The sequence below is a fragment of the Achromobacter veterisilvae genome, from assembly GCF_037619525.1.
GTDB lineage: Bacteria > Pseudomonadota > Gammaproteobacteria > Burkholderiales > Burkholderiaceae_B > Achromobacter > Achromobacter veterisilvae.
This window is the reverse complement of the sequence record NZ_CP148753.1, coordinates 4,458,709-4,477,389: the sequence shown is the minus strand read 5'-3', so window position 1 is coordinate 4,477,389 and position 18,681 is coordinate 4,458,709. Positions and strand designations below refer to the sequence as shown.

Annotated in this window: 17 protein-coding genes; 9 read left to right on the top strand and 8 right to left on the bottom strand. The window is 67.7% G+C overall.

What is annotated here, in order from left to right; translation table 11 throughout:
* Positions 1-70 precede the first annotated feature (70 nt).
* Entirely contained in the window at positions 71-1,513 is a 1,443-nt protein-coding gene (gene rlmD, locus WHX56_RS20700; protein ID WP_129240750.1) for a 23S rRNA (uracil(1939)-C(5))-methyltransferase RlmD, read from the top strand.
* A 22-nt stretch (positions 1,514-1,535) separates the two neighbouring features.
* On the opposite strand, the gene cueR is transcribed toward rlmD, so the two are convergent.
* Positions 1,536-1,928, bottom strand: coding sequence for a Cu(I)-responsive transcriptional regulator (gene cueR, locus WHX56_RS20695; RefSeq protein WP_129240751.1), 393 nt, complete (start codon positions 1,926-1,928; stop codon positions 1,536-1,538).
* Between the two features lie 124 nt (positions 1,929-2,052).
* Between cueR and WHX56_RS20690 the strand changes: the two genes are divergently transcribed.
* The 3 genes from WHX56_RS20690 to WHX56_RS20680 all read left to right on the top strand — a co-directional run bounded on the left by WHX56_RS20690 (position 2,053) and on the right by WHX56_RS20680 (position 4,789).
* Positions 2,053-2,253 carry a heavy-metal-associated domain-containing protein gene (locus WHX56_RS20690; RefSeq protein ID WP_129240752.1) on the top strand — a complete coding sequence of 67 codons (201 nt, stop codon included), beginning with the start codon at positions 2,053-2,055 and terminating at the stop codon, positions 2,251-2,253.
* Positions 2,254-2,424: 171 nt separating this feature from the next.
* Entirely contained in the window at positions 2,425-3,153 is a 729-nt protein-coding gene (locus tag WHX56_RS20685; protein WP_129240753.1) for a glutathione peroxidase, read from the top strand.
* 199 nt (positions 3,154-3,352) lie between these two features.
* Positions 3,353-4,789 carry a dihydrolipoyl dehydrogenase gene (locus WHX56_RS20680; protein WP_129240754.1) on the top strand — a complete coding sequence of 479 codons (1,437 nt, stop codon included), beginning with the start codon at positions 3,353-3,355 and terminating at the stop codon, positions 4,787-4,789.
* A gap of 557 nt (positions 4,790-5,346) precedes the next feature.
* Here WHX56_RS20680 and WHX56_RS20675 read toward each other — a convergent pair.
* The 3 genes from WHX56_RS20675 to WHX56_RS20665 are packed head-to-tail and all read right to left on the bottom strand — an operon-like array spanning position 5,347 to position 8,340.
* Complete coding sequence (locus tag WHX56_RS20675) at positions 5,347-6,237, bottom strand: 23S rRNA (adenine(2030)-N(6))-methyltransferase RlmJ (RefSeq protein WP_129240755.1); 891 nt, start codon at positions 6,235-6,237, stop codon at positions 5,347-5,349.
* Between the two features lie 13 nt (positions 6,238-6,250).
* Positions 6,251-7,000, bottom strand: coding sequence for a glycerophosphodiester phosphodiesterase (gene ugpQ, locus WHX56_RS20670; RefSeq protein WP_338878840.1), 750 nt, complete (start codon positions 6,998-7,000; stop codon positions 6,251-6,253).
* Between the two features lie 47 nt (positions 7,001-7,047).
* Positions 7,048-8,340, bottom strand: a complete 1,293-nt coding sequence (locus tag WHX56_RS20665; RefSeq protein ID WP_338878839.1) for a M20/M25/M40 family metallo-hydrolase — start codon at positions 8,338-8,340, stop codon at positions 7,048-7,050.
* Between the two features lie 353 nt (positions 8,341-8,693).
* On the opposite strand from WHX56_RS20665, the gene WHX56_RS20660 reads away from it, so the two are divergent.
* Positions 8,694-10,655 (top strand): SurA N-terminal domain-containing protein, encoded by a 1,962-nt coding sequence (locus tag WHX56_RS20660; protein WP_338878838.1) that lies wholly within the window; start codon positions 8,694-8,696, stop codon positions 10,653-10,655.
* Between the two features lie 535 nt (positions 10,656-11,190).
* On the opposite strand, the gene WHX56_RS20655 is transcribed toward WHX56_RS20660, so the two are convergent.
* Complete coding sequence (locus tag WHX56_RS20655; RefSeq protein WP_338878837.1) at positions 11,191-11,838, bottom strand: arylesterase; 648 nt, start codon at positions 11,836-11,838, stop codon at positions 11,191-11,193.
* On the opposite strand from WHX56_RS20655, the gene WHX56_RS20650 reads away from it, so the two are divergent.
* A complete protein-coding gene (locus WHX56_RS20650) occupies positions 11,837-12,514 on the top strand; it encodes an ABC transporter ATP-binding protein (protein ID WP_129240759.1) in 678 nt (225 codons plus the stop codon). The genes WHX56_RS20655 and WHX56_RS20650 overlap by 2 nt on opposite strands.
* A gap of 124 nt (positions 12,515-12,638) precedes the next feature.
* Here WHX56_RS20650 and WHX56_RS20645 read toward each other — a convergent pair whose 3' ends face one another.
* The 3 genes from WHX56_RS20645 to WHX56_RS20635 are packed head-to-tail and all read right to left on the bottom strand — an operon-like array spanning position 12,639 to position 16,381.
* A complete protein-coding gene (locus tag WHX56_RS20645; protein ID WP_129240760.1) occupies positions 12,639-13,622 on the bottom strand; it encodes an ABC transporter substrate-binding protein in 984 nt (327 codons plus the stop codon).
* 22 nt (positions 13,623-13,644) lie between these two features.
* Positions 13,645-15,291 (bottom strand): ABC transporter permease, encoded by a 1,647-nt coding sequence (locus WHX56_RS20640; protein WP_129240761.1) that lies wholly within the window; start codon positions 15,289-15,291, stop codon positions 13,645-13,647.
* A 13-nt stretch (positions 15,292-15,304) separates the two neighbouring features.
* Complete coding sequence (locus WHX56_RS20635; RefSeq protein WP_129240762.1) at positions 15,305-16,381, bottom strand: ABC transporter ATP-binding protein; 1,077 nt, start codon at positions 16,379-16,381, stop codon at positions 15,305-15,307.
* Between the two features lie 245 nt (positions 16,382-16,626).
* Here WHX56_RS20635 and WHX56_RS20630 point away from each other — a divergent pair, with 245 nt between their 5' ends.
* The 3 genes from WHX56_RS20630 (at position 16,627) to WHX56_RS20620 (ending at position 18,668) form a co-directional block, all read left to right on the top strand.
* Positions 16,627-17,535, top strand: coding sequence for a LysR substrate-binding domain-containing protein (locus WHX56_RS20630; protein ID WP_129240763.1), 909 nt, complete (start codon positions 16,627-16,629; stop codon positions 17,533-17,535).
* 15 nt (positions 17,536-17,550) lie between these two features.
* The gene (serB, locus tag WHX56_RS20625) at positions 17,551-18,285 is read left to right on the top strand and encodes a phosphoserine phosphatase SerB (protein WP_338878836.1); all 735 of its coding nucleotides are present in this window, start codon (positions 17,551-17,553) and stop codon (positions 18,283-18,285) included.
* Positions 18,286-18,362: 77 nt separating this feature from the next.
* Positions 18,363-18,668: a hypothetical protein gene (locus WHX56_RS20620; protein WP_338878835.1), complete on the top strand. Its 306-nt coding sequence runs from the start codon at positions 18,363-18,365 to the stop codon at positions 18,666-18,668.
* Positions 18,669-18,681: the final 13 nt, after the last annotated feature.

Here is an 18,681-nt window from a genome sequence, read left to right as displayed (position 1 = left end):
CGGGCCATTTCCGGGATTGGCCGCAGTCCTTTTACAATATTGGGTTGCGTGTAATTCTGGACTGCGTGAGATGTCTGACGTTTTGAGTATCGAATCCCTGGACCTGGAAGCCAGGGGTATCGCCCGCCGCGACGGGAAAGTCGTATTCGTGGAAGGCGCCTTGCCGGGCGAGCGGGTCTCGACCGTCACGGTGCGCCGCAAGCCTTCGTACGAGATCGCGCGCGTGGATGAAGTGCTGCGGCCGTCTTCCCAGCGCGTCGTGCCGCGCTGCCCGCATTTCGGCGTCTGTGGCGGCTGCGCCATGCAGCACCTGGAACCCAGCACGCAGGTGGCCATCAAGCAGCGTTCGCTGGAAGACACGTTCTGGCACGTCGGCAAGCTGCGCCCCGCGCGCATCTTGGCGCCGCTGCAAGGCCCGACCTGGGGCTACCGCTACCGCGCGCGGCTGTCCGTGCGCGTCGTGCCGAAGAAGGGCGGGGTGCTGGTCGGCTTCCATGAACGCAAGAGCAGCTATGTGGCCGACATGCGCGAATGCCACGTGCTGCCCCGCCACGTCAGCGACCTGCTGCTGCCGCTGCGCGCGATGATCGCCTCGATGTCGGCGCCGGACCGCATGCCGCAGATCGAAGTGTCGCTGGGCGAAGGCGTGACCGCGCTGGTCCTGCGCCACCTGCTGCCGCTGACCGACGGCGACATCGCCATCCTGCGCGCCTTCGCCGCCAGGCATAACGTGCAGTGGTGGCTGCAGGCCAAGGGCCCGGACACGGTGCATCCGCTCGAGCGCGAGCACGACGACACGCTGGCCTACACCATGCCGGAATTCGGCCTGCGCATGCCGTACCGTCCCACCGACTTCACACAGGTCAACCACGCCATCAACCGCGCGATGGTGTCGCGCGCGCTGACGCTGCTGGAAGTGCAGCCGACCGATCGCGTGGCCGACCTGTTCTGCGGCCTGGGCAACTTCACGCTGCCGCTGGCCACGCAGGCCCGCGAGGCCGTGGGCGTGGAAGGCAGCAAGGCGCTGACCGACCGCGCCCATGACGCGGCGTCGCGCCACGGCCTGGGCGATCGCACCAGCTTCGCGACCTTGAACCTGTTCGAAGTGGACGTGGACTGGCTGCGCGGCCTGGGCTATTTCGACCGCATGCTGATCGACCCGCCGCGCGAAGGGGCGCACGCGGTGTCGCAGGCTCTGTCGGAACTGGCGCCGCAAGAGCGCCCGCGCCGCATCGTCTACGTGTCCTGTAATCCGGCCACGCTGGCGCGCGACGCGGCCATCCTCGTGCATGAAGGCGGCTACGTGCTCAAGAGCGCGGGCGTGATCAACATGTTCCCGCACACGGGCCACGTGGAATCCATCGCCGTATTCGAGTCGCTGGACGCGGAAGGCGTGCGCGACGTAAAGGAACGGGCGCGCGAGCGCGCCGCCAAGGCCGCCGCCGACGAAGCCGCCAAGCTGGCCGCCGCGGCCGCGGCGGAAGCCGCCGCCGCCGTGCCGGCCGAAGGCTGATCCGGCGGGCCTGGGCGCCGCGTCAGTGCGAGCGGCCCAGGCCGTCGAGAATCGGGCAGTCCGGCCGGTCGTCGCCGTGGCAGTGCTGGGCAAGGTGCTTGAGCGTGGCCGCCATGTCGCGCAGCGCCTCGGCCTTGCGCTCCAGCTCCTGCACGTGTTCGAGCGCGATGCGCTTGACGTCGGCGCTGGCGCGGCTGCGGTCTTTCCACAGCGCCAGCAGCTCGTTCATCTGTTCCACCGAAAAACCCAGGTCCCGCGCCCTGCGCACGAAGCGCAGCGTGTGCAGGTCGTGCTCGCTGTAGACGCGATAGCCCGAATCCGTGCGCACCGCGGGCCCGATCAGGCCGATGCCTTCGTAGTAGCGGATCATCTTGGCGGAAATGCCGGAGCTTTTCGCTGCCTGGCCGATATTCATGGCGGGACTCCTGTCGTCGGTACGGCCCATTCTACGCTTGATCTTGACACAATTGGAAGGTTTAAGCTGTGTTCACGGTGGACGGAACCGCGTCCGCCTGTCCTGAATTCCTCTGGAGATAGACATGAGCATCGAGTTCCAAGTGCCCGACATGACCTGCGGCCATTGCGTCAAGACCATCACCGGCGCGGTGAACCAGGCCGCGCCGGGCGCGACCGTGACCGTGGACCTGCCGTCGCACCGCGTGACCGTGACGGGCGCCGGCGAGGCGGACAAGATCGAGGCCGCCATCCGCGAGGCCGGCTACGCGCCGTCGCGCGTGTAGTCTCCCTGGCCGCCGGCCGCGTTATGATAGTTGGCGTCTGGCGGCCTTATTTTCTTCATTGTTTAAAACTATTAATCAATTTAGTTTATTAAATTTGATTAATTGATAGTTAAGATTTATCATTCCTTCCATGGTGGTTGAACAAGACCCCGCAACCCAAGGAGAGTTTGAATGCTGCAAAACCGCGAAGGCCAACGTGTCCCGAACGTAACGTTCCCCGTCCGCCAGGAAAATGCCTGGAAGAAGGTCACGTCGGACGATCTGTTCAAGAACAAGACCGTCGTGGTCTTTTCGCTCCCCGGCGCCTTCACGCCGACCTGCTCCTCCACCCACCTGCCGCGCTACAACGAACTGGCGCCCGCCTTCTTCGCCGCCGGCGTGGACAGCATTGTGTGCGTGTCGGTCAACGACACCTTCGTCATGAACGAATGGGCGAAGGACCAGGAGTCCGCCAACATCACGCTGCTGCCCGACGGCAACGGCGAGTTCACCGAAGGCATGGGCATGCTGGTCGACAAGAGCGACCTGGGTTTCGGCAAGCGTAGCTGGCGCTATTCGATGCTGGTCAAGGACGGCGTGGTCCAGAAGATGTTCATCGAGCCGGAAAAGGAAGGCGACCCGTTCGAAGTGTCGGACGCCGACACCATGCTGGCCCACTTCGCCCCGTCGGCGAAGAAGCCCGACCAGGTGGTCGTGTTCTCCAAGCCGGGCTGCCCGTTCTGCGTCGAAGCCAAGGCGCTGCTGGACGCCAAGGGCTACGACTCGATCGAGATCCCGCTGGAAAACAAGGTCCGCGGCCGCGTGATCGGCGCCGTGTCCGGCAAGGGCACCGCTCCGCAGGTGTTCATCAACGGTTCGCTGGTCGGCGGCCTGGAAGACCTGAAGGCGCACTTCGCCTAAGCGCCTGGCGGGGCAGGGGCGCCAGCCCCTGTCCGCCGGCCGGGCCGCCCCGCGGCCCGGCATCCCCGAATTTCCCTTGTTCCGCATCTTCGCGCGGCCCCCGACGGCGCCGCGGGACGGCGTTCGTCCCGAGGATGCGCAACAAGGCGGAATGCGCCTTGCAAATCCTGCTCCACGACATACCGGGAGATACCCAGACATGAAGACTCTGCATACCGATATCGCCGTCATCGGCGCCGGCACCGCCGGCCTGGCCGCCTACCGCGCGGCCAAGGCCGCGGGCAAACGCGCGCTGCTGATCGAGGGCGGCCCTTATGGCACGACCTGCGCCCGAGTGGGCTGCATGCCGTCCAAGCTGCTGATCGCCGCCGCCGAGGCGGCCCATGGCGCTGCCCACACCGAAGCCTTCGGCGTGCACGTCAACGGCGAAATCAGCGTGGATGGCGCCGAGGTCATGGACCGCGTCAAGCGCGAACGCGACCGTTTCGTCGGCTTCGTGCTGGAAGGCGTCGAGAACATTCCCGCCGAAGACAAGCTGCGCGGCTACGCCCGCTTCCTGTCCGACACAGTGCTGCGCGTCGACGAGCATACCGAGGTGCATGCCTCCCGCGTCGTCATCGCGACCGGCTCGCGCCCTTCGGTGCCGCCGCCGTTCCGCGCGCTGGGCGACCGGCTGGTGGTGAACGACGACGTGTTCGCGTGGGACGACCTGCCGCGCCGCGTCGCGGTGTTCGGCCCCGGGGTGATCGGCCTGGAGCTTGGACAGGCGCTGGCCCGGCTGGGCGTGGACGTGCGCGTGTTCGGAGTCAGCGGCAGCCTGGGAGGCATCAGCGATCCCCAGGTCCGCCTGGCCGCGCGCAAGGTTTTCCAGCGCGAGTTCTACCTGGATCCGGACGCCCGGGTGCTGGAGACCTCCCGCGTGGGCGACGAGGTCGAAGTGCGCTATGTGGCACTGGACAATAGCGAGCGCACCGAGCGCTTCGACTACGCGCTGGTCGCCACGGGCCGCCGCGCCAACGTGGACGGGCTGGGCCTGGAGAACACCTCATTGGCGCTGAACGCGCAAGGCGTGCCGGTGTTCGACCGCGAAACCATGCAGGCGGGCGACTCGCCCATCTTCATCGCGGGCGACGCCAACGCGGACGCGCCGCTGCTGCACGAGGCGGCCGACGAAGGCCGCATCGCCGGCGAGAACGCGGCCCGCTACCCGGAAGTGCGCCAGGGCCTGCGCCGCGCGCCCCTGGCCGTGGTGTTTTCGGACCCGCAGATCGCGCTCGCCGGCAAGGGCCACGCGCGGCTGATCCCGGGCACCTTCGTGACCGGGGAGGTGGATTTCGGCGACCAGGGACGTTCGCGCGTCATGCTGAAGAACCGAGGCATGCTGCACGTCTACGCGGACATCGAGACCGGGCGTTTCCTGGGCGCGGAGATGGTCGGCCCCAGCGCCGAGCACATCGGCCACCTGCTGGCCTGGGCGGTGCAGCAGGAACTGACCGTGGCGCGCATGCTGGAAATGCCGTTCTATCACCCCGTGATTGAAGAGGGCCTGCGCACCGCGCTGCGCGACGCCGCGGCCAAGCTGGCACGGGCGCAGGAAGCGCTGCGCCGCGAGGAACCGGAAAGCGAATTGGCTTGATGGGAGTAAAGGCCGGACCGCGATGGCTGTCAGGCGCTCGGCACGGGGCCAGGTGTCTGACACCCGTACGAGATGCACGTCATTTTGCTATGGCGCCTCCCGGGTGTCAGACACCCGCACCCCGTGTCAGACACCCGGCAAGATCGTCTCCACCTGTTCGGGCATTGCATAAGGGTGTCAGACACTTGCCGCAGCGATGGGTGTCAGGCGCCAGGCATTGATCCAGGTGTCTGACACCCGTACGAAATGCACGTCATTTTGCTATGGCGCCTCCCGGGTGTCAGACACCCGCACCCAGTGTCAGACACCCGGCAAGACCGTCTCCACCTGGGCCGGCATTTCATAAGGGTGTCTGACACTTGCCGCAGCGATGGGTGTCAGGCGCCCGGCATTGATCCAGGTGTCTGACACCCGTACGGGACGCACGTCATTTCGTCACGGCGCCTCCCGGGTGTCTGACACCCGCACCCCGTGTCAGACACTCGGCAAGATCGTTTCCACCTGTTCCGGCATTTCATCAGGGTGCCAGACACTTGCCGCAATGCCGCCCGCCGGACTTACTCGTCCGCGTGTTTCTTGGGAACGGGGAAGGGATTCTCGCGGTATTGCAGCGTGAATCCCGCCCGCTCGTCCTGGCCGAGCGTGCGCGCCAGGTAGGGCATGGCCGGCTTCAGGGCGTCGTGCAGCGTCCAGGGCGGGTTGATCAGGAACATGCCGCTGCCGTGCAGGCCGTAGCCGTCGATGGCGGCCTTCTTGACCGTCAGCGTGGCGTGCAGCCAGCTCTTGACCTTGAGGTTCTCGAAGTGGCGCGCCATCTCGCTGGCCTCGCGGCGCTGCACCAGCGGATACCAGATGGCGATGGTGCCGGTGGCGAAGCGCTTGACGCACTCCTTGACGGTGATGAGCGTGCGCCGGTAGTCGTTCTTGTCTTCGTACGAAGGGTCGATCAGCACCATGCCGCGGCGGGTGGGCGGCGGCAGCAGCGCCTTGACGCCCTCGAAGCCGTCGTCGCCGTAGATCGTGGTCTGGCGCAGCGCCGTGCGGCCCTGGTGCTCGAGGTTGGAGACCAGCGTGTCGATCTCGGTGGGATGCATTTCGAACAGGCGCAGCCGGTCGGAGGGACGCATGGCGTCCAGCGCCAGCCACGGCGAACCGGGATAGCGCTTCAGGCGGCCGTTGGTGTTGTAGTCGCGGACGCGCGCCACATAGTCCGCCAGGATCGGGGGCAGGTCCTGGGCTTCCCAGAGGCGGCCGATGCCGTCCGCGAATTCCGAGGTCTTGGACGCCCAGTCGCTGTCCAGGCTGTACAGCCCGGCGCCCGCGTGCGTGTCCACGACCCAATAGGGCGCGTCCTTTTTGTTGAAGTAATCCAGCGTGTGGACCAGGATGGCGTGCTTGAGCACGTCGGCGTGGTTGCCGGCGTGGAAGGCGTGGCGATAGCTGAACACGGGGCGCTCTGCCTCAGGCGGCCGGCCGGATCGCGGCCAGCTCGTCGGTGAAAATGCCGTCGATGCCCCAGTCGAGCAGCAGGCGCGCGCGTTCCGGGTCGTTGACGGTCCAGGCCGCGATACGGTAGCCGGCGGCGTGCACGGCATCGATGAGTTCGCGGGTCGCGTCCTTCTGGTTGATGTTCAGCGCCACGCATTCGTACTTGGCCAGGCGCTCGCGCCAGTCGGCGGGGACTTTTTCCACCAGCAGGGCGCGCGGCAGTTCCGGCGCGGCCTCGCGCGCGGCCGCGAGCGATTCCTCGGCGAACGAGGACAGCAGCGGCAGCGTGGCGGCGCCTTGCCACAACTGGCGGGCCGCCAGCGCCGCGGCGCGGCCGGTTTCGGCTTCGCGGCCCGGGCAAGGCTTGATCTCGACGTTGCTGGCGATGCCGTTGGCGACCGTATAGCGGGCGACCGCGGCGAAGGTGGGCAGCGGCTCTCCCGCATAGGCGGCCGAGTGCCAGCTTCCGAAGTCCAGTTGGGCCAGTTCCGAGTAGGTCTTGGCGGCCGCCGGGCCCGTGCCGTTGGAGGTCCGGTCCACGTCGTCGTCGTGCATCAGCACCAGCACGTTGTCGCTGCTCAGTTTGACGTCGTATTCGAACATCGTGAAACCGTGCTCGGCGCCGACGCGCATGGCGGCCAGCGTGTTCTCCGGGGCCAGCCGGCCGCCGCCGCGGTGGGCGATGTAGCGGGAATAGGGCCAGGAGGGGAGGGTTGCGCTCATGGGGGTGTTGCTATCAGGTTCTTTTGGACAGGGTTGCAAGGATACTCCTACTTCGCGGGCGCCTTGCCCTGCGAGACGTCCATGATCATCCGCGCCGCCAGGTACAGGCGCGGCACGATGCTGTCGATCTGGATGTACTCGGCGTCGTTCGAGTGGGCGCCGAAGCCGCTCAGCCCCATGCCCTCGATCACGGGGCCGCGCGCCTTCAGGGCGGCGAAGGCGGCGTCGGTGCCGCCGCCGCTGGCGCGGTCCACCACTTTCAGGGGCAGGTCGAGCTCTTTGTAGATCTCTACGCCGTGCCGGGCCAGGGCGCGCGAGGCGGGCGTGGCCTCCAGCGGCGGGCGGCGGACTTCGAACTTCACGCTGACTTTCGATTCGGGCAGCAGCTTCTTCTGGATGCCTTCCTCCAGGCTGCACGACAGCGCGTCGAAATCGGAGACGCGCAGCGCGCGGGCGTCGGCCTGGGCGGTGGCCAGGCCCGGAATGACGTTGCGATTGGTGCCGGCCTGGGCCACGGTCCAGTTCAGCTTCAGCCCTTCCTCGGGCCTGGACAGCTTGTCCAGTTGCAGCAACTGGTGCGCCAGTTCATAGAGCGCGTTGACGCCGCCTTCGGGGCGGGCGCCGGCATGCGAGGTCTTGCCCTGCACCGTGAGGTAGGCCGCGCCGATGCCGCTGGTGGCGAGCGTCAGGCGCGCCTCGGCCCCGCCGCCTTCGAACGAGAAGACGGCGTCCTGGTCGGCGCCCAGGCGGGTGATGGTGTTGCGCGCGCCGGGCGAGCTGATTTCCTCGTCGCCGTTGATCAGCACGGTGAGAGTGCCGTAGTCCGCGAAGCCCAGCTTCTGCAGCAGGGCGACGGTGTGCAGGATCAGCGCCACGCCGTGCTTGTCGTCGGCGATGCCCAGCCCGTAGGCCTTGCCGCCGTCGATGCGGAAGGGCTGGTCCTTCAGCATGCCGTTGCGATAGACGGTATCCATGTGGGCGATCAGCATGATCTTTTTGTCGCCCTTGCCCTTGAACTCGGCGTGGACCATGGGCCCGACCTTCTCGGGCGTGTCGTCCAGGCGGAAGACGTCGGTGGCGGCCAGGATCTCGACGGTACCGCCCAGCGCTTTGAGGCGGTCGCGGATCAGTCCGGCGATGCGTTCCACGCCTTCGACGTCCTTGCTGCCCGATTCGATGCCGACCAGGTCGCGCATGGTGTCCAGCATGCCTTGCCGCTGCGCCTGGGCGGCTTCATGGACGGCGGCGACCGGCGCGGCCAGCGCGGCGTGGGCGCCGCCCAGGAAGGCCAGGGCGGTACAGGCGCGCAGGACGAGCGGGCGAAGAGACGGGAGCGGCATCGGCGATAACCTCTGTGCGTGGGGGACGGGGCCCGGCTTCGGGCAAACCCTGACAGGCCACGATACGGGGCGGGCGGGGCCGCGGAAATGGTGATTCCCCGGGTTGACGGCGCTCCGATTCCATGCGGGCCGGGCCGGGTTCCCGGGCCGATCGCGTGCCCGCGCGGGGCTTCTGCCCGGGGGAACCGGCCCCGAGCGCCGTCGGGCCTCCAGGACGAATGAGAAATGCTAAAATCCGCCCGCTGATCCGGTCATGACCGGTATGGGAATAGGGCGAATCGGGTTCGCCTTTTTTTATGCGTTTTCGTGCGGCTCCGGGCGGATACCCCCCGGGGCGCGGCAACAGGGATTCCATGTTCGAATTTATTCGCAGCCATCGGCGCTGGATGCAGCTCATTCTGCTGCTTCTGATCGTGCCGTCCTTCTTCCTGGTCGGGATTCAAGGCTATGACAGTTTCATGCGGCAGGAGCCGGAACTGGCCACGGTCGCCGGGCAGCCGGTTTCGCGCGCCGAGTTTGACCAGGCGCACCGCAACCAGCTCGAGCAGTTCCGCCAGCGCCTGGGCGCGCAGTTCGACCCGGCCGTGATCGACACGCCGGCGCTGCGCGAAGGCCTGCTGAACCAGTTGATCAATCAGCGCCTGCTGGCCAACGTCGCCATCGACAACCGTTTCTCGGTGTCCGATGAAACGCTGCGCAACACCATCGCCGCGATTCCGGAAGTCCAGGACAACGGCCGCTTCTCGGCCGAGCGCTACCGCCAGGTGCTGGCCGCGCAGGGCATGTCGCCCACGTCGTTCGAAGCCGGCCTGCGCCGCGACCTGGCGGTCGCCCGCGTGCTGGAGCCCGTCGGCCAGTCGGCCCGCGCGCCCGCCGAGGTCGTGGCCTCGCTCGAAACGGCCCTGACCCAGATCCGCACGGTGCAGCTTCGCCGCTTCGCGGCCTCGGACTACCGTTCGCAGGTCAGCGTCAGCCCGGCCGACATCCAGTCCTGGTACGACGCCAACAAGCAGCAGTTGCAGGTTCCCGAACAGGTCCAGGTCCAGTACGTGGTGCTGGACGAGGCCGCCGCCACGCAGGGCGTGCAGGTCAAGGACGAGGATCTCGCCGCCTACTACGAACAGAACAAGAACCGCTTCGGCCAGCCCGAACGCCGCCGCGCCAGCCACATCATGATCGAGCTGGCTCCCGGCGCGACGGAAGAGGCCCGCAAGGCCGCCCGCGCCAAGGCCGAAGACCTGGCGAAGCAGGCCGCCGCCGACCCGGCGCAGTTCGCCGAACTGGCGCGCAAGAACTCGCAGGACGCGGGCTCGGCCGCCAATGGCGGCGACCTGGGCTGGCTCGCTCCCGGCATGCTGTCCGGCCCGCTGGAGAAAGCCATCTTCGGCCAGGCCAAGGACCAGGTCTCGGGCGTGATCGAAAGCCCGTCCGGCCTGCACATCGTCAAGGTCACCGAAATCCAGCCCGCCGCCGTCAAGCCGCTGGCCGAGGTCAAGGACCAGATCACCGCCGAAGTCCGCAAGCAGATCGCGGCCGTGCGTTTCTCGGAGATGGCCAGCCAGTTGAACAAGCAGGTCTATGACCAGCGCGACAGCCTGCAGCCCGCCGCCGACACCGTCGGCCTGAAGCTGCGCACCGCGTCCGGCGTGACCCGCGAAGGCCTGCTGCCCGCCGACAAGGCCGGCCCGGGCTCGGCCGCCGACAGCCCCGACGCCGCGCTGCTGGACAATCCCCGCGTGCGCCAGGTGCTGTTCTCGCCCGACGTGCTGCGCGAAAAGCAGAATTCGGGCGTGATCGAACTGTCGCCCGACACCATGCTGGCCGTGCGCGTCGCCGCGGTCGAGCCGGCGCACGTGCCGCCGCTGGACAAGGTCGCCGAGTCGATCCGCGCCAGGCTGCTGGACGAGCGCTCGGCGGAAGCCGCCAAGAAGGCCGGCGAGGCCGCCCTGGCCGAGGACAAGGCCAACCCGGCCGCCGCGCCGGAAGGTTTCGCCGCGCCCGTGGCCGTGTCGCGCCAGGATCCCAAGGACCTGCCGCGTCCGGTGCTGGACGCCGTGATGCGCCTGTCCGCCGGCACGCTGCCCGCCTATACCGGCGTGCAGTCGGGCGCGGACTACACGCTGGTGCGCCTGGAGAAGGTCGAGGCCGGCAAGGTCGACCCGGCCGACAAGGAGCGCCTGGCGCAGCAGTTGTCGGGCGCCTGGGGCCAGGCCGAGAACGAAGCGATGATCCGCATGCTGCGCGAGGAGTACAAGGTGCAGGTGCTGCCCGCCGCCGCCGAGGTCATCCGCGGCGACCAGCCGGCCGCGGGCTGATCGCGGCCCTTCCGGATAGTGTCTGACACCCAGGGAAGAGGCGCTTCGGCACGGGACGCCGTGCCCAGGGTGTCAGACACCAGCGAATGGCGGCGGTCTCAGCGTTGTCGGAAAGTGTCTCTGTAGGCAAGTGTCTGACACCCCTGGAAAGATGCCCTTCAGTCTGAGACGCCGTGCGCGGGGTGTCAGACACCAAGGAACGGCGCCGGTCTCAGCCCTCTCGGAAAGTGTCTCTGTAGGCAAGTGTCTGACACCCCTGGAAAGATGCCCTTCAGTCTGAGACGCCGTGTGCGGGGTGTCAGACACCGACGAATGGCGCCGGTCTCAGCCTTCTCGGAAAGTGTCTGACACCCAGGAAGAGGCGCTTCGGCATGAGACGCCGTGCCCAGGGTGTCAGACACCAGCGAATGGCGCCGGTCTCAGCGCTGTAGGCATGTGTCTGACACCCCTGGAAAGATGCCCTTCAGCCTGAGACGCCGTGCATGGGGTGTCAGACACCATCCGGAAAGTGCCTGACACCGGCGAGCCCGGCGCCTCAGTCCAGCAGCGGCCGCAGCGTCGGCCACACGTTGTCCAGCAATTGGGGCTGGGCATCCTCGTTGGGATGGATGCCGTCAGCCTGGAACATCGCCCGGTTCGTTGCGATACCTTCCATCAGGAAGGGCACGAGCCGGGCGTTTTCGTCTTTGGCGACCGTGGGGAACACCTGGGCGAAACGCTGGGTGTAGTCGCGGCCGTAGTTGGGCGGGATCTGCATGCCGACGATCAGGACCCGGGCATCGGCCTGGCGGGCGGCCTGCGCCATGGCGCGCAGGTTCTGTTCGGTCATCGCGAGGGGCAGGCCGCGCAGCGCGTCGTTCGAACCCAGTTCCAGCACCACCACGGCCGGCGCGTGCTGGCGCAGCAGGGCGGGCAGGCGCGCGACGCCGCCGCTGGTCGTGTCGCCGCTGATGCTGGCATTGACGACCCGGTAGTTGGGGTATTGTTCGGACACGCGGGCCGACAGCAGCGGCACCCAGCCGGTGCCGCGCTTGAGGCCGTATTCGGCCGACAGGCTGTCGCCCAGGACCAGGACGGTGCGCAGCGCGGAACCCTGGGCCGCCGCGGCGGTCTGAGCGTGGGCGGGAACCACGGCCGCGAAGGCCGCGGCGGACACAAGAAGCAGACGGGAAAATAGGCGCATGGATAGCAAGAATTCGATCGAGGTGAAAGGGCTGGGCAAACGGGTGGCCGATGCCGGCGGGACGCTGTCTATCCTGGAAGACATCGATTTTACGGTCGAGGCCGGCAGCGCGGTGGCCATCACCGGCAGCTCCGGTTCGGGCAAGTCCACCTTGCTGGGACTGCTGGCGGGGCTGGATGTTCCCAGCACGGGCAGCGTGCGCCTGGCCGGGCAGGACTTGTTCGCCCTGGACGAGGACGGCCGCGCGCGGCTGCGCGCCAATCACGTGGGGTTCGTGTTCCAGTCCTTCCAGTTGCTGCCCAACCTGACCGCGCTGGAGAACGTGATGCTGCCGCTGGAGCTGGCCGGGCAGCCCGCCCGCGAGGCGGCGCAGGCCATGCTGGAGCGGGTGGGGCTGGGCGCGCGCCTGCATCATTACCCTCGCACCCTGTCGGGCGGCGAACAGCAGCGCGTGTCGCTCGCCCGCGCCTTCGTGGTGCGGCCCGACCTGCTGTTCGCCGATGAGCCCACCGGCAGCCTGGACGCCGCCACCGGGGTGACGGTCATCGACCTGATGTTCGACCTGCACCGCGAGCACGGCACCACGCTGGTGCTGGTGACCCACGATCCCGACCTCGCCGCCCGCTGCGGACGCCAGTTGGTGCTGGCCGCGGGCCGGATGGCCGACGGCGCCTGACACCGCGGGCGGTCCTTCTAGGGGAGCTACAAGCCCGCGCAGCGCAAAAATAGCCGCCCCGCCGCCGGGCCGCCCCAAGATGGGGCAGCAAGCGAGCGAAGCGAGTGCGGCGTGGGGGCTTCTCTTACTTTGCCTTCGCCACGGCCTGGTTCCAGGCCGCCACCACCGCTTCATACTCGGTGGCCGCGGCTTCCTGGCTGACCGGGAAGATCTTGATGGTCTTCAGGTCGGGCAGGGTGGTCAGGCTGGCCACCGCCACGTCGGTGCGCGTCGGGCGGCGGAAGTTCTTCACCAGTTGCGCTTCCTGAGATTCCTTGCTCAGCAGGCCGTCGTACAGCGCCTTGGCCGCGTCCAGGTTCTTCGCGCCCTTGATGATGAACATGCCTTCGGGCGCCAGGTAGCTGCCTTCGGTCGGGTACACCAGCTTGATTTCCTTCTGGCCGCCGGCCACGTACTCCTGCGCGGCGTATTCCAGCGTCATGCCCACGGCGTACTCGCCGGCAGCCACGCCCTTGTAGGTGGTGCCGGACGAGGCGGTGACGACCGCGTTCGCCGCGATCTTGTCCAGGCCTTCCTGGCCGAACTGCTTGTACAGGCCGTACACCAGCATGTAGGCGGTGCCGCTCTTGGACGGATCGGTGATGGCGAACTTGTTCTTCCACTGCGGCTGCATCAGGTCGGACCAGGTGGCGGGGGCGGGCAGGCCCTTGAGCTGGCGCTCGTTGACCATCATCACCATCACGTGCACGTTCGTGCCCACCCACAGGTCGTCCGGGCCGCGGAATTCGGCCGGGACCTTGTCCAGGTCGGCCGGACGGTAGGGCTGCAGGTGCTGGCGGTACGCGCCCAGCGTGCCGAAGCCGCCGCTCCAGAACAGGTCGCCGCGCGGATTCTGCGACTCGGCCTCGATGCGCTTCATCATCGTCCCCGTGCCGCCGGTGACCGGCTGCACGTTCAGCTTGGGCGACTTCATCTTCACCGCGTCCAGCGCGGTTTCGATTGTTTCCGTGTTGTTGGACGAATAGAGCACGACATTCTGGGCATGGGCGGCGCCGGTTGCCAGGGCCGCGGCCAGGACGCTGTACTGAAGGAGGTGCTTGAGTTGCATGGGTAGCCTCTGTGCGAGTGGGTTATTTGCCGGAGAACAGCTTGATGCGGAACGCCTTGACCGACACGATGATGGGCAGCACGATCACGGTGACCAGCGCCGCGCCGTAGGCCGACGCCATGCCCAGCCTGCCGCCGTCGACCTGGCGGAAGATGGCGATGGGCATCGTCTCCAGGCCGCCGCTGTAGGCGACGATGGACGCCGACAGCTCGGAGATCGTCGTCAGCCACATCAGGATGGCCGCCGAGATGATCGACGCCTTCATGGCGGGCAGGACCACCTTGAAGAAGGTCATGAGCGGGGATACGCCCAGGCTGATCGAGGCTTCCTCGATCGACTCGGGAATGTTGAACAGCACTGACGAGGCGTTGCGGACCGCGAAGGGCAGGCGCCGCACCGTGTAGCACAGCACCATGATGCCGGAGGTGCCCGCCAGCACGAGCCAGCCGGTGTTGAAGGTCTGCACCAGGGCGATGCCCAGCACCGTGCCGGAGATGGTCAGCGGCAGCACCACGATGTAGTCCAGCACCTGCGTGGACGCGCTGCGCTTCTTGATCGTCAGGTAGCTGACCAGCACCGCGAAAGCGACGCCCAGCACCGTGGCCAGGGACGCGAACTTCAGCGAATTCAGGATGGGTTCCGGCGCCCCGTGCAGCGCGCGCTGCATGCTGGCCAGGGACCATTGCCCCCATTGCATGACCGGCCCGCTGGTCTTGGTGAACGCCGCGATGAAGACGACGATGAGCGGCAGCAGCGAAATGAAGATCACCAGGCCCACGCCGCCGGTATACAGCATGGCGTTCCAGGACCGCACGCGCACGGCCGCCGGGGCGCGGCCCTGCGTCATCGTGTAGACCTTGCGCTCGACCACGCGCTTCTGGAAGAACAGCACGATGGCGACGATGGCGATGGACACCACCGACATCGCGCTCTGCAGCGTCGGGCTTCCGCCCATTTCGCTCACGAAGGTGTTGTACGTCATGACGGACAGCAGCGGCACGCGGCTGCCCAGCAGCATCGCCAGCGCGAAGTTGCCCACCACCAGCGTGAATACGACCAGCGCGTTGACCAGCACCGCGGGCAGCAGCACCGGCACCAGCACGCGCAGCTTGGTCAGGAACGGCGGCGTGCCCAGGCTCAGGCCCGCTTCCTCCAGTTGCCCGTCGAAGCCGCGCAAGGCGGCCAGCACGCCCAGGTAGATGTAGGTGTAGTAGACGAGCGTCATGGAGAACAGCATGCCCGTCCAGCCGTAGAACGACGGCAGCGAGATGCCGGCATCGCCCAGCAGGTTCGTCAGGATGCCGTTGTTGCCCAGGATCAGCAGCCAGGACTGGCCCACGATGATCTCGGGGATGACGATGGTCAGCACCGGCAGGATGGCCACCAGGTTCTTCAGCGGGAAGTCGTAGCGCGCCACCATGTAGGCGAACGGCACGCCCACCAGCACCGTGCAGACCGTGACCGCCAGGCCCAGGATCAGCGTATTGCCGAAAGCCTCGACGTACTGCGAGTCGGCCAGCAGGGCCTGGAAGCCCTCCAGCGAAAAGCCGCCGTCCTGTCCCGTGACGCTGTTGCCGAAGAGCACGCCCAGCGGATAGAGCACGAAGAACAGCAGCAGGGCCAGGCTGATCGCGGTGAGGATGCCCCAGGGCCACCATTGGATTTTCATGGCGGGCGCGTCCTCAGGCGTTGACGACGCGGCTGTCGGCCGGGATCAGCACCTGCACGGCCTCGCCCGGCTGGAACTGCGCCACCATGTTGCCGGCATGCAGTTCGACGCGGATCTCGGCGCCGTTGTCCAGCGCGATCCGGTAGGCCGTCTTGAAGCCCAGGTACTGCCGCCGCAGCACTTTGCCGGGCAGGGTGTTGGGCACGTAGGGCGTGGGGGCCATCAGGGCCAGCTCTTCGGGACGCGCGATCAGCACGCCGTTCTCTCCCAGCCGCTCGCTGCCTTGCATGCCGTCGAAGCCCAGCCCGCAGAGTTCGTAGCGGACGTGGCCGGCCGGGGCGCCGGCCTGGCCGTTCCTGGCCGGCACGGGAATCACGTTGGCCGAGCCGATGAAGTCCGCCACGTAGGCGTTCACGGGCGTGCCGTAGAGTTCCTCGGGCGTGCCCAGTTGGGCGATGTCGCCGTGGTCCATGATCGCGATCCGGTCCGACATCGCCAGCGCCTCTTCCTGGTCGTGCGTCACGAAGACCGTGGTGATGCCGGCTTCGCGCACCAGGTCCAGGATCACGTCGCGCATCTGCAGGCGCATCTTGGCGTCGAGATTGGACAGGGGCTCGTCCATGAGCAGCACGCGCGGCCGGATCACCAGCGCGCGCGCCAGGGCCACGCGCTGGCGCTGTCCGCCGCTCATCTGCGCGGGGTAGCGGTCCGCCAGCGCCAGCAGTCCCACCTTGTCCAGGGCTTCGTTGGCGCGCCGCGCGGTCTCGGCGCGCGCCACGCCGCGGGCGCGCAGGCCGTAGGCCACGTTGTCGAAGGCGCTCTTGTCGGGGAACAGGGCGTAGTCCTGGAACACCATGCCGATGTCGCGGCGGTGCGCGGACACATGGGTCACGTCGTCCTGGTCGAACAGCAGGCGTCCGCCGTCGGGCGCGTAGAAGCCGGCGATGCAGCGCAGCAGGGTGGTCTTGCCGCAGCCGCTGGGGCCCAGCAGCGTATAGAACGCGCCGTCCGGGATGTGCAGGGACAGATTGCGCAGCACCTGCTGCCCGCCGAAGGTCTTGACGATGCCGTCTACCGTGATTGATGCCATGTTGGGTTCCTGCCTGGGGTTGTCGGCATCATAGGAAGGGGCCCGCCCGGCGACCAGCAGTGTTTTTTAAGGCGTGGCGTTAGATTTTCTAAGAGGTCGGCGGCCGGCCTATCCCCTAGAATGCGGCTGGACAGGGCGCGCGCGCCGGCAATGGCGCGCCGACAATAAATAGACGACAAGGGTAAACGTGGGAAAGAGCAGCACAGCGAGGCGCCGGGCGGGCGCCCGGGCGGGCCTGGCCTGAGATGGCGGGGCCGAGCCTGCCGCCGCTGAAGGCCTTGCGGGTGTTCGAAGCCGCGGCGCGCCTGCGCAGTTTCACCGCGGCCGCCGACGAACTGAGCATCACGCACAGCGCGGTCAGCCAGCAGATCCGCATTCTCGAAGAGTATGTGGGGCAGCCCCTGTTCGCGCGCGAGGCGCGCGGCGTCGCGCTGCTGCCCTGCGCCCAGGCGTATTTTCCCGAGGTCCAGGCCAGCCTGGAACGCATCGCGGCGGCCACCGCCAAGCTGAAATCGCCTGCCTACGGCGGCGTGCTGCGCGTGTGCGCCACGCCGTCGCTGACCATGAAGTGGCTGATTCCGCGGCTGTCGGCGTTCCAGGCGCGGCATCCGGGCATCGACGTGCAACTGACCACGCAAGGGCGCCCGTTCCTCGACCGGGGAGGCGACACCGGCAGCGACGTGCTGATCCGCCACGGCTACATGGCGCATTCGGAGCTGGCCTGCGTACACTGCCTGGACGACTTCCACGTGCCGGTGGCGTCGCCGCGCTTCATCGAGCGCAACCGGCTGGCCGCGCCGGCGGACTGCCTGGGGCATCCGCTGCTGAAGATATCGGGCGGCATGGACCACTGGCCGCGCTGGTTCGCGCTCGCGAAGGTGGATGTGCCCGCGCAATTGCCCGGGCCGGTCTTCGACCATCAATTCCTGTGCATGCAGGCCGCCATGAACGATCTGGGCATCGCGCTGGCTCCCTGGTGCCTGCTGGACGACGATATCCGCGCCGACCGACTGCGGCCGCTGTTCACGGAACCGCAACTGCCCAACGCCGGCATCCATGCGCTGTACCGGCCGGACGGCCCGGCCGCGGCGTCGGCGCAATTGTTCATCGAATGGCTCTGCGCGCAAGGGCGGGGCCCTTCCCAACCCGGATAGACAAGGACTTTCCCCATGCTGTTGCCCAAGACGACCCCCGGCCTGCACTGGCGCGGCATCGAGCCGCCGCTTGCGTTGTCGGACTACCGGCTCATCGCCTTCGACATGGACTCCACCCTGATCTCGATCGAGACGCTGGACGAGATGGCGGACCTGATGGGCAGGAAAGCGGAGGTGGCGGCGCTGACCGAGGCCGCCATGCGCGGCGAGATCGTGGACTACAAGCAGAGCCTGCGCGAGCGCGTGGCGCTGCTGGCCGGCATGCCCGAGGCCGCGCTGGACGAGGTCTACCAACAGCGGCTGCGCATCAACCCGGGCGCCGAGACGCTGATCGCGGCGTGCAAGGCGGCCGGCCTGACCTGCCTGCTGGTGACCGGCGGCTTCACCTGCTTCACCGACCGGCTGCGCCTGCGCCTGGGGCTGGACGACGTGCGCGCCAATGTGCTGGAGGTAGAGAACGGCCGCCTGACGGGCCGGCTGCTGCCGCAAGCCTGGGGCGACATCTGCGACGGCGAGGAAAAGCGCCGCAAGCTGCTGGAAGTGTGCGCGGCCCTGGGGGTGGGGCCGGAGCGCGCCATCGCCGTGGGCGACGGCGCCAACGACCTGCCGATGATGCGCGCGGCCGGCCTGTCGGTGGGCTATCGCGCCAAGCCGGCGGTGCGCCAGGAGGTGAACGTGGCGATCGACACCGGCGGCCTGGACCGGCTGCTGGAATTATTCCGGCCGAGTAGTTGTTTTCCCGACGTATAGTTTTTCAAGACGACGCCGTAATCAGAAGTAAGGAAGGTGAACCCGCCTTCCGGACTTGCCTGCGCTCAGGAGTCGTCATGACTATTCACACTTTGACGCGTGCGTTGTCTGTTATCTCGTTGCTGGTTCCCGTCGTCGCCAGCGCCCAGAGCGGCATGATCCGCTTCACCGGCGCCATCGTGGAGCCCGCGGCATGCAAGGTTGAAATGAAGGGCAATACCGGGGGGAAGGCGGTTCCCCGGGTGAGCTGTTGGGCGTCCGCCGACCGGCCGCCCACGCCCGCCGGGAACCGCGTCAAAGTCAGCACAAGCGTCTCGACGCCGGTTCCGTGGCCGGACGGCAGCGTGCGGCGGCACAAGGTCGTGACGCTCGAATACTTCTGACGCAACCCGATCC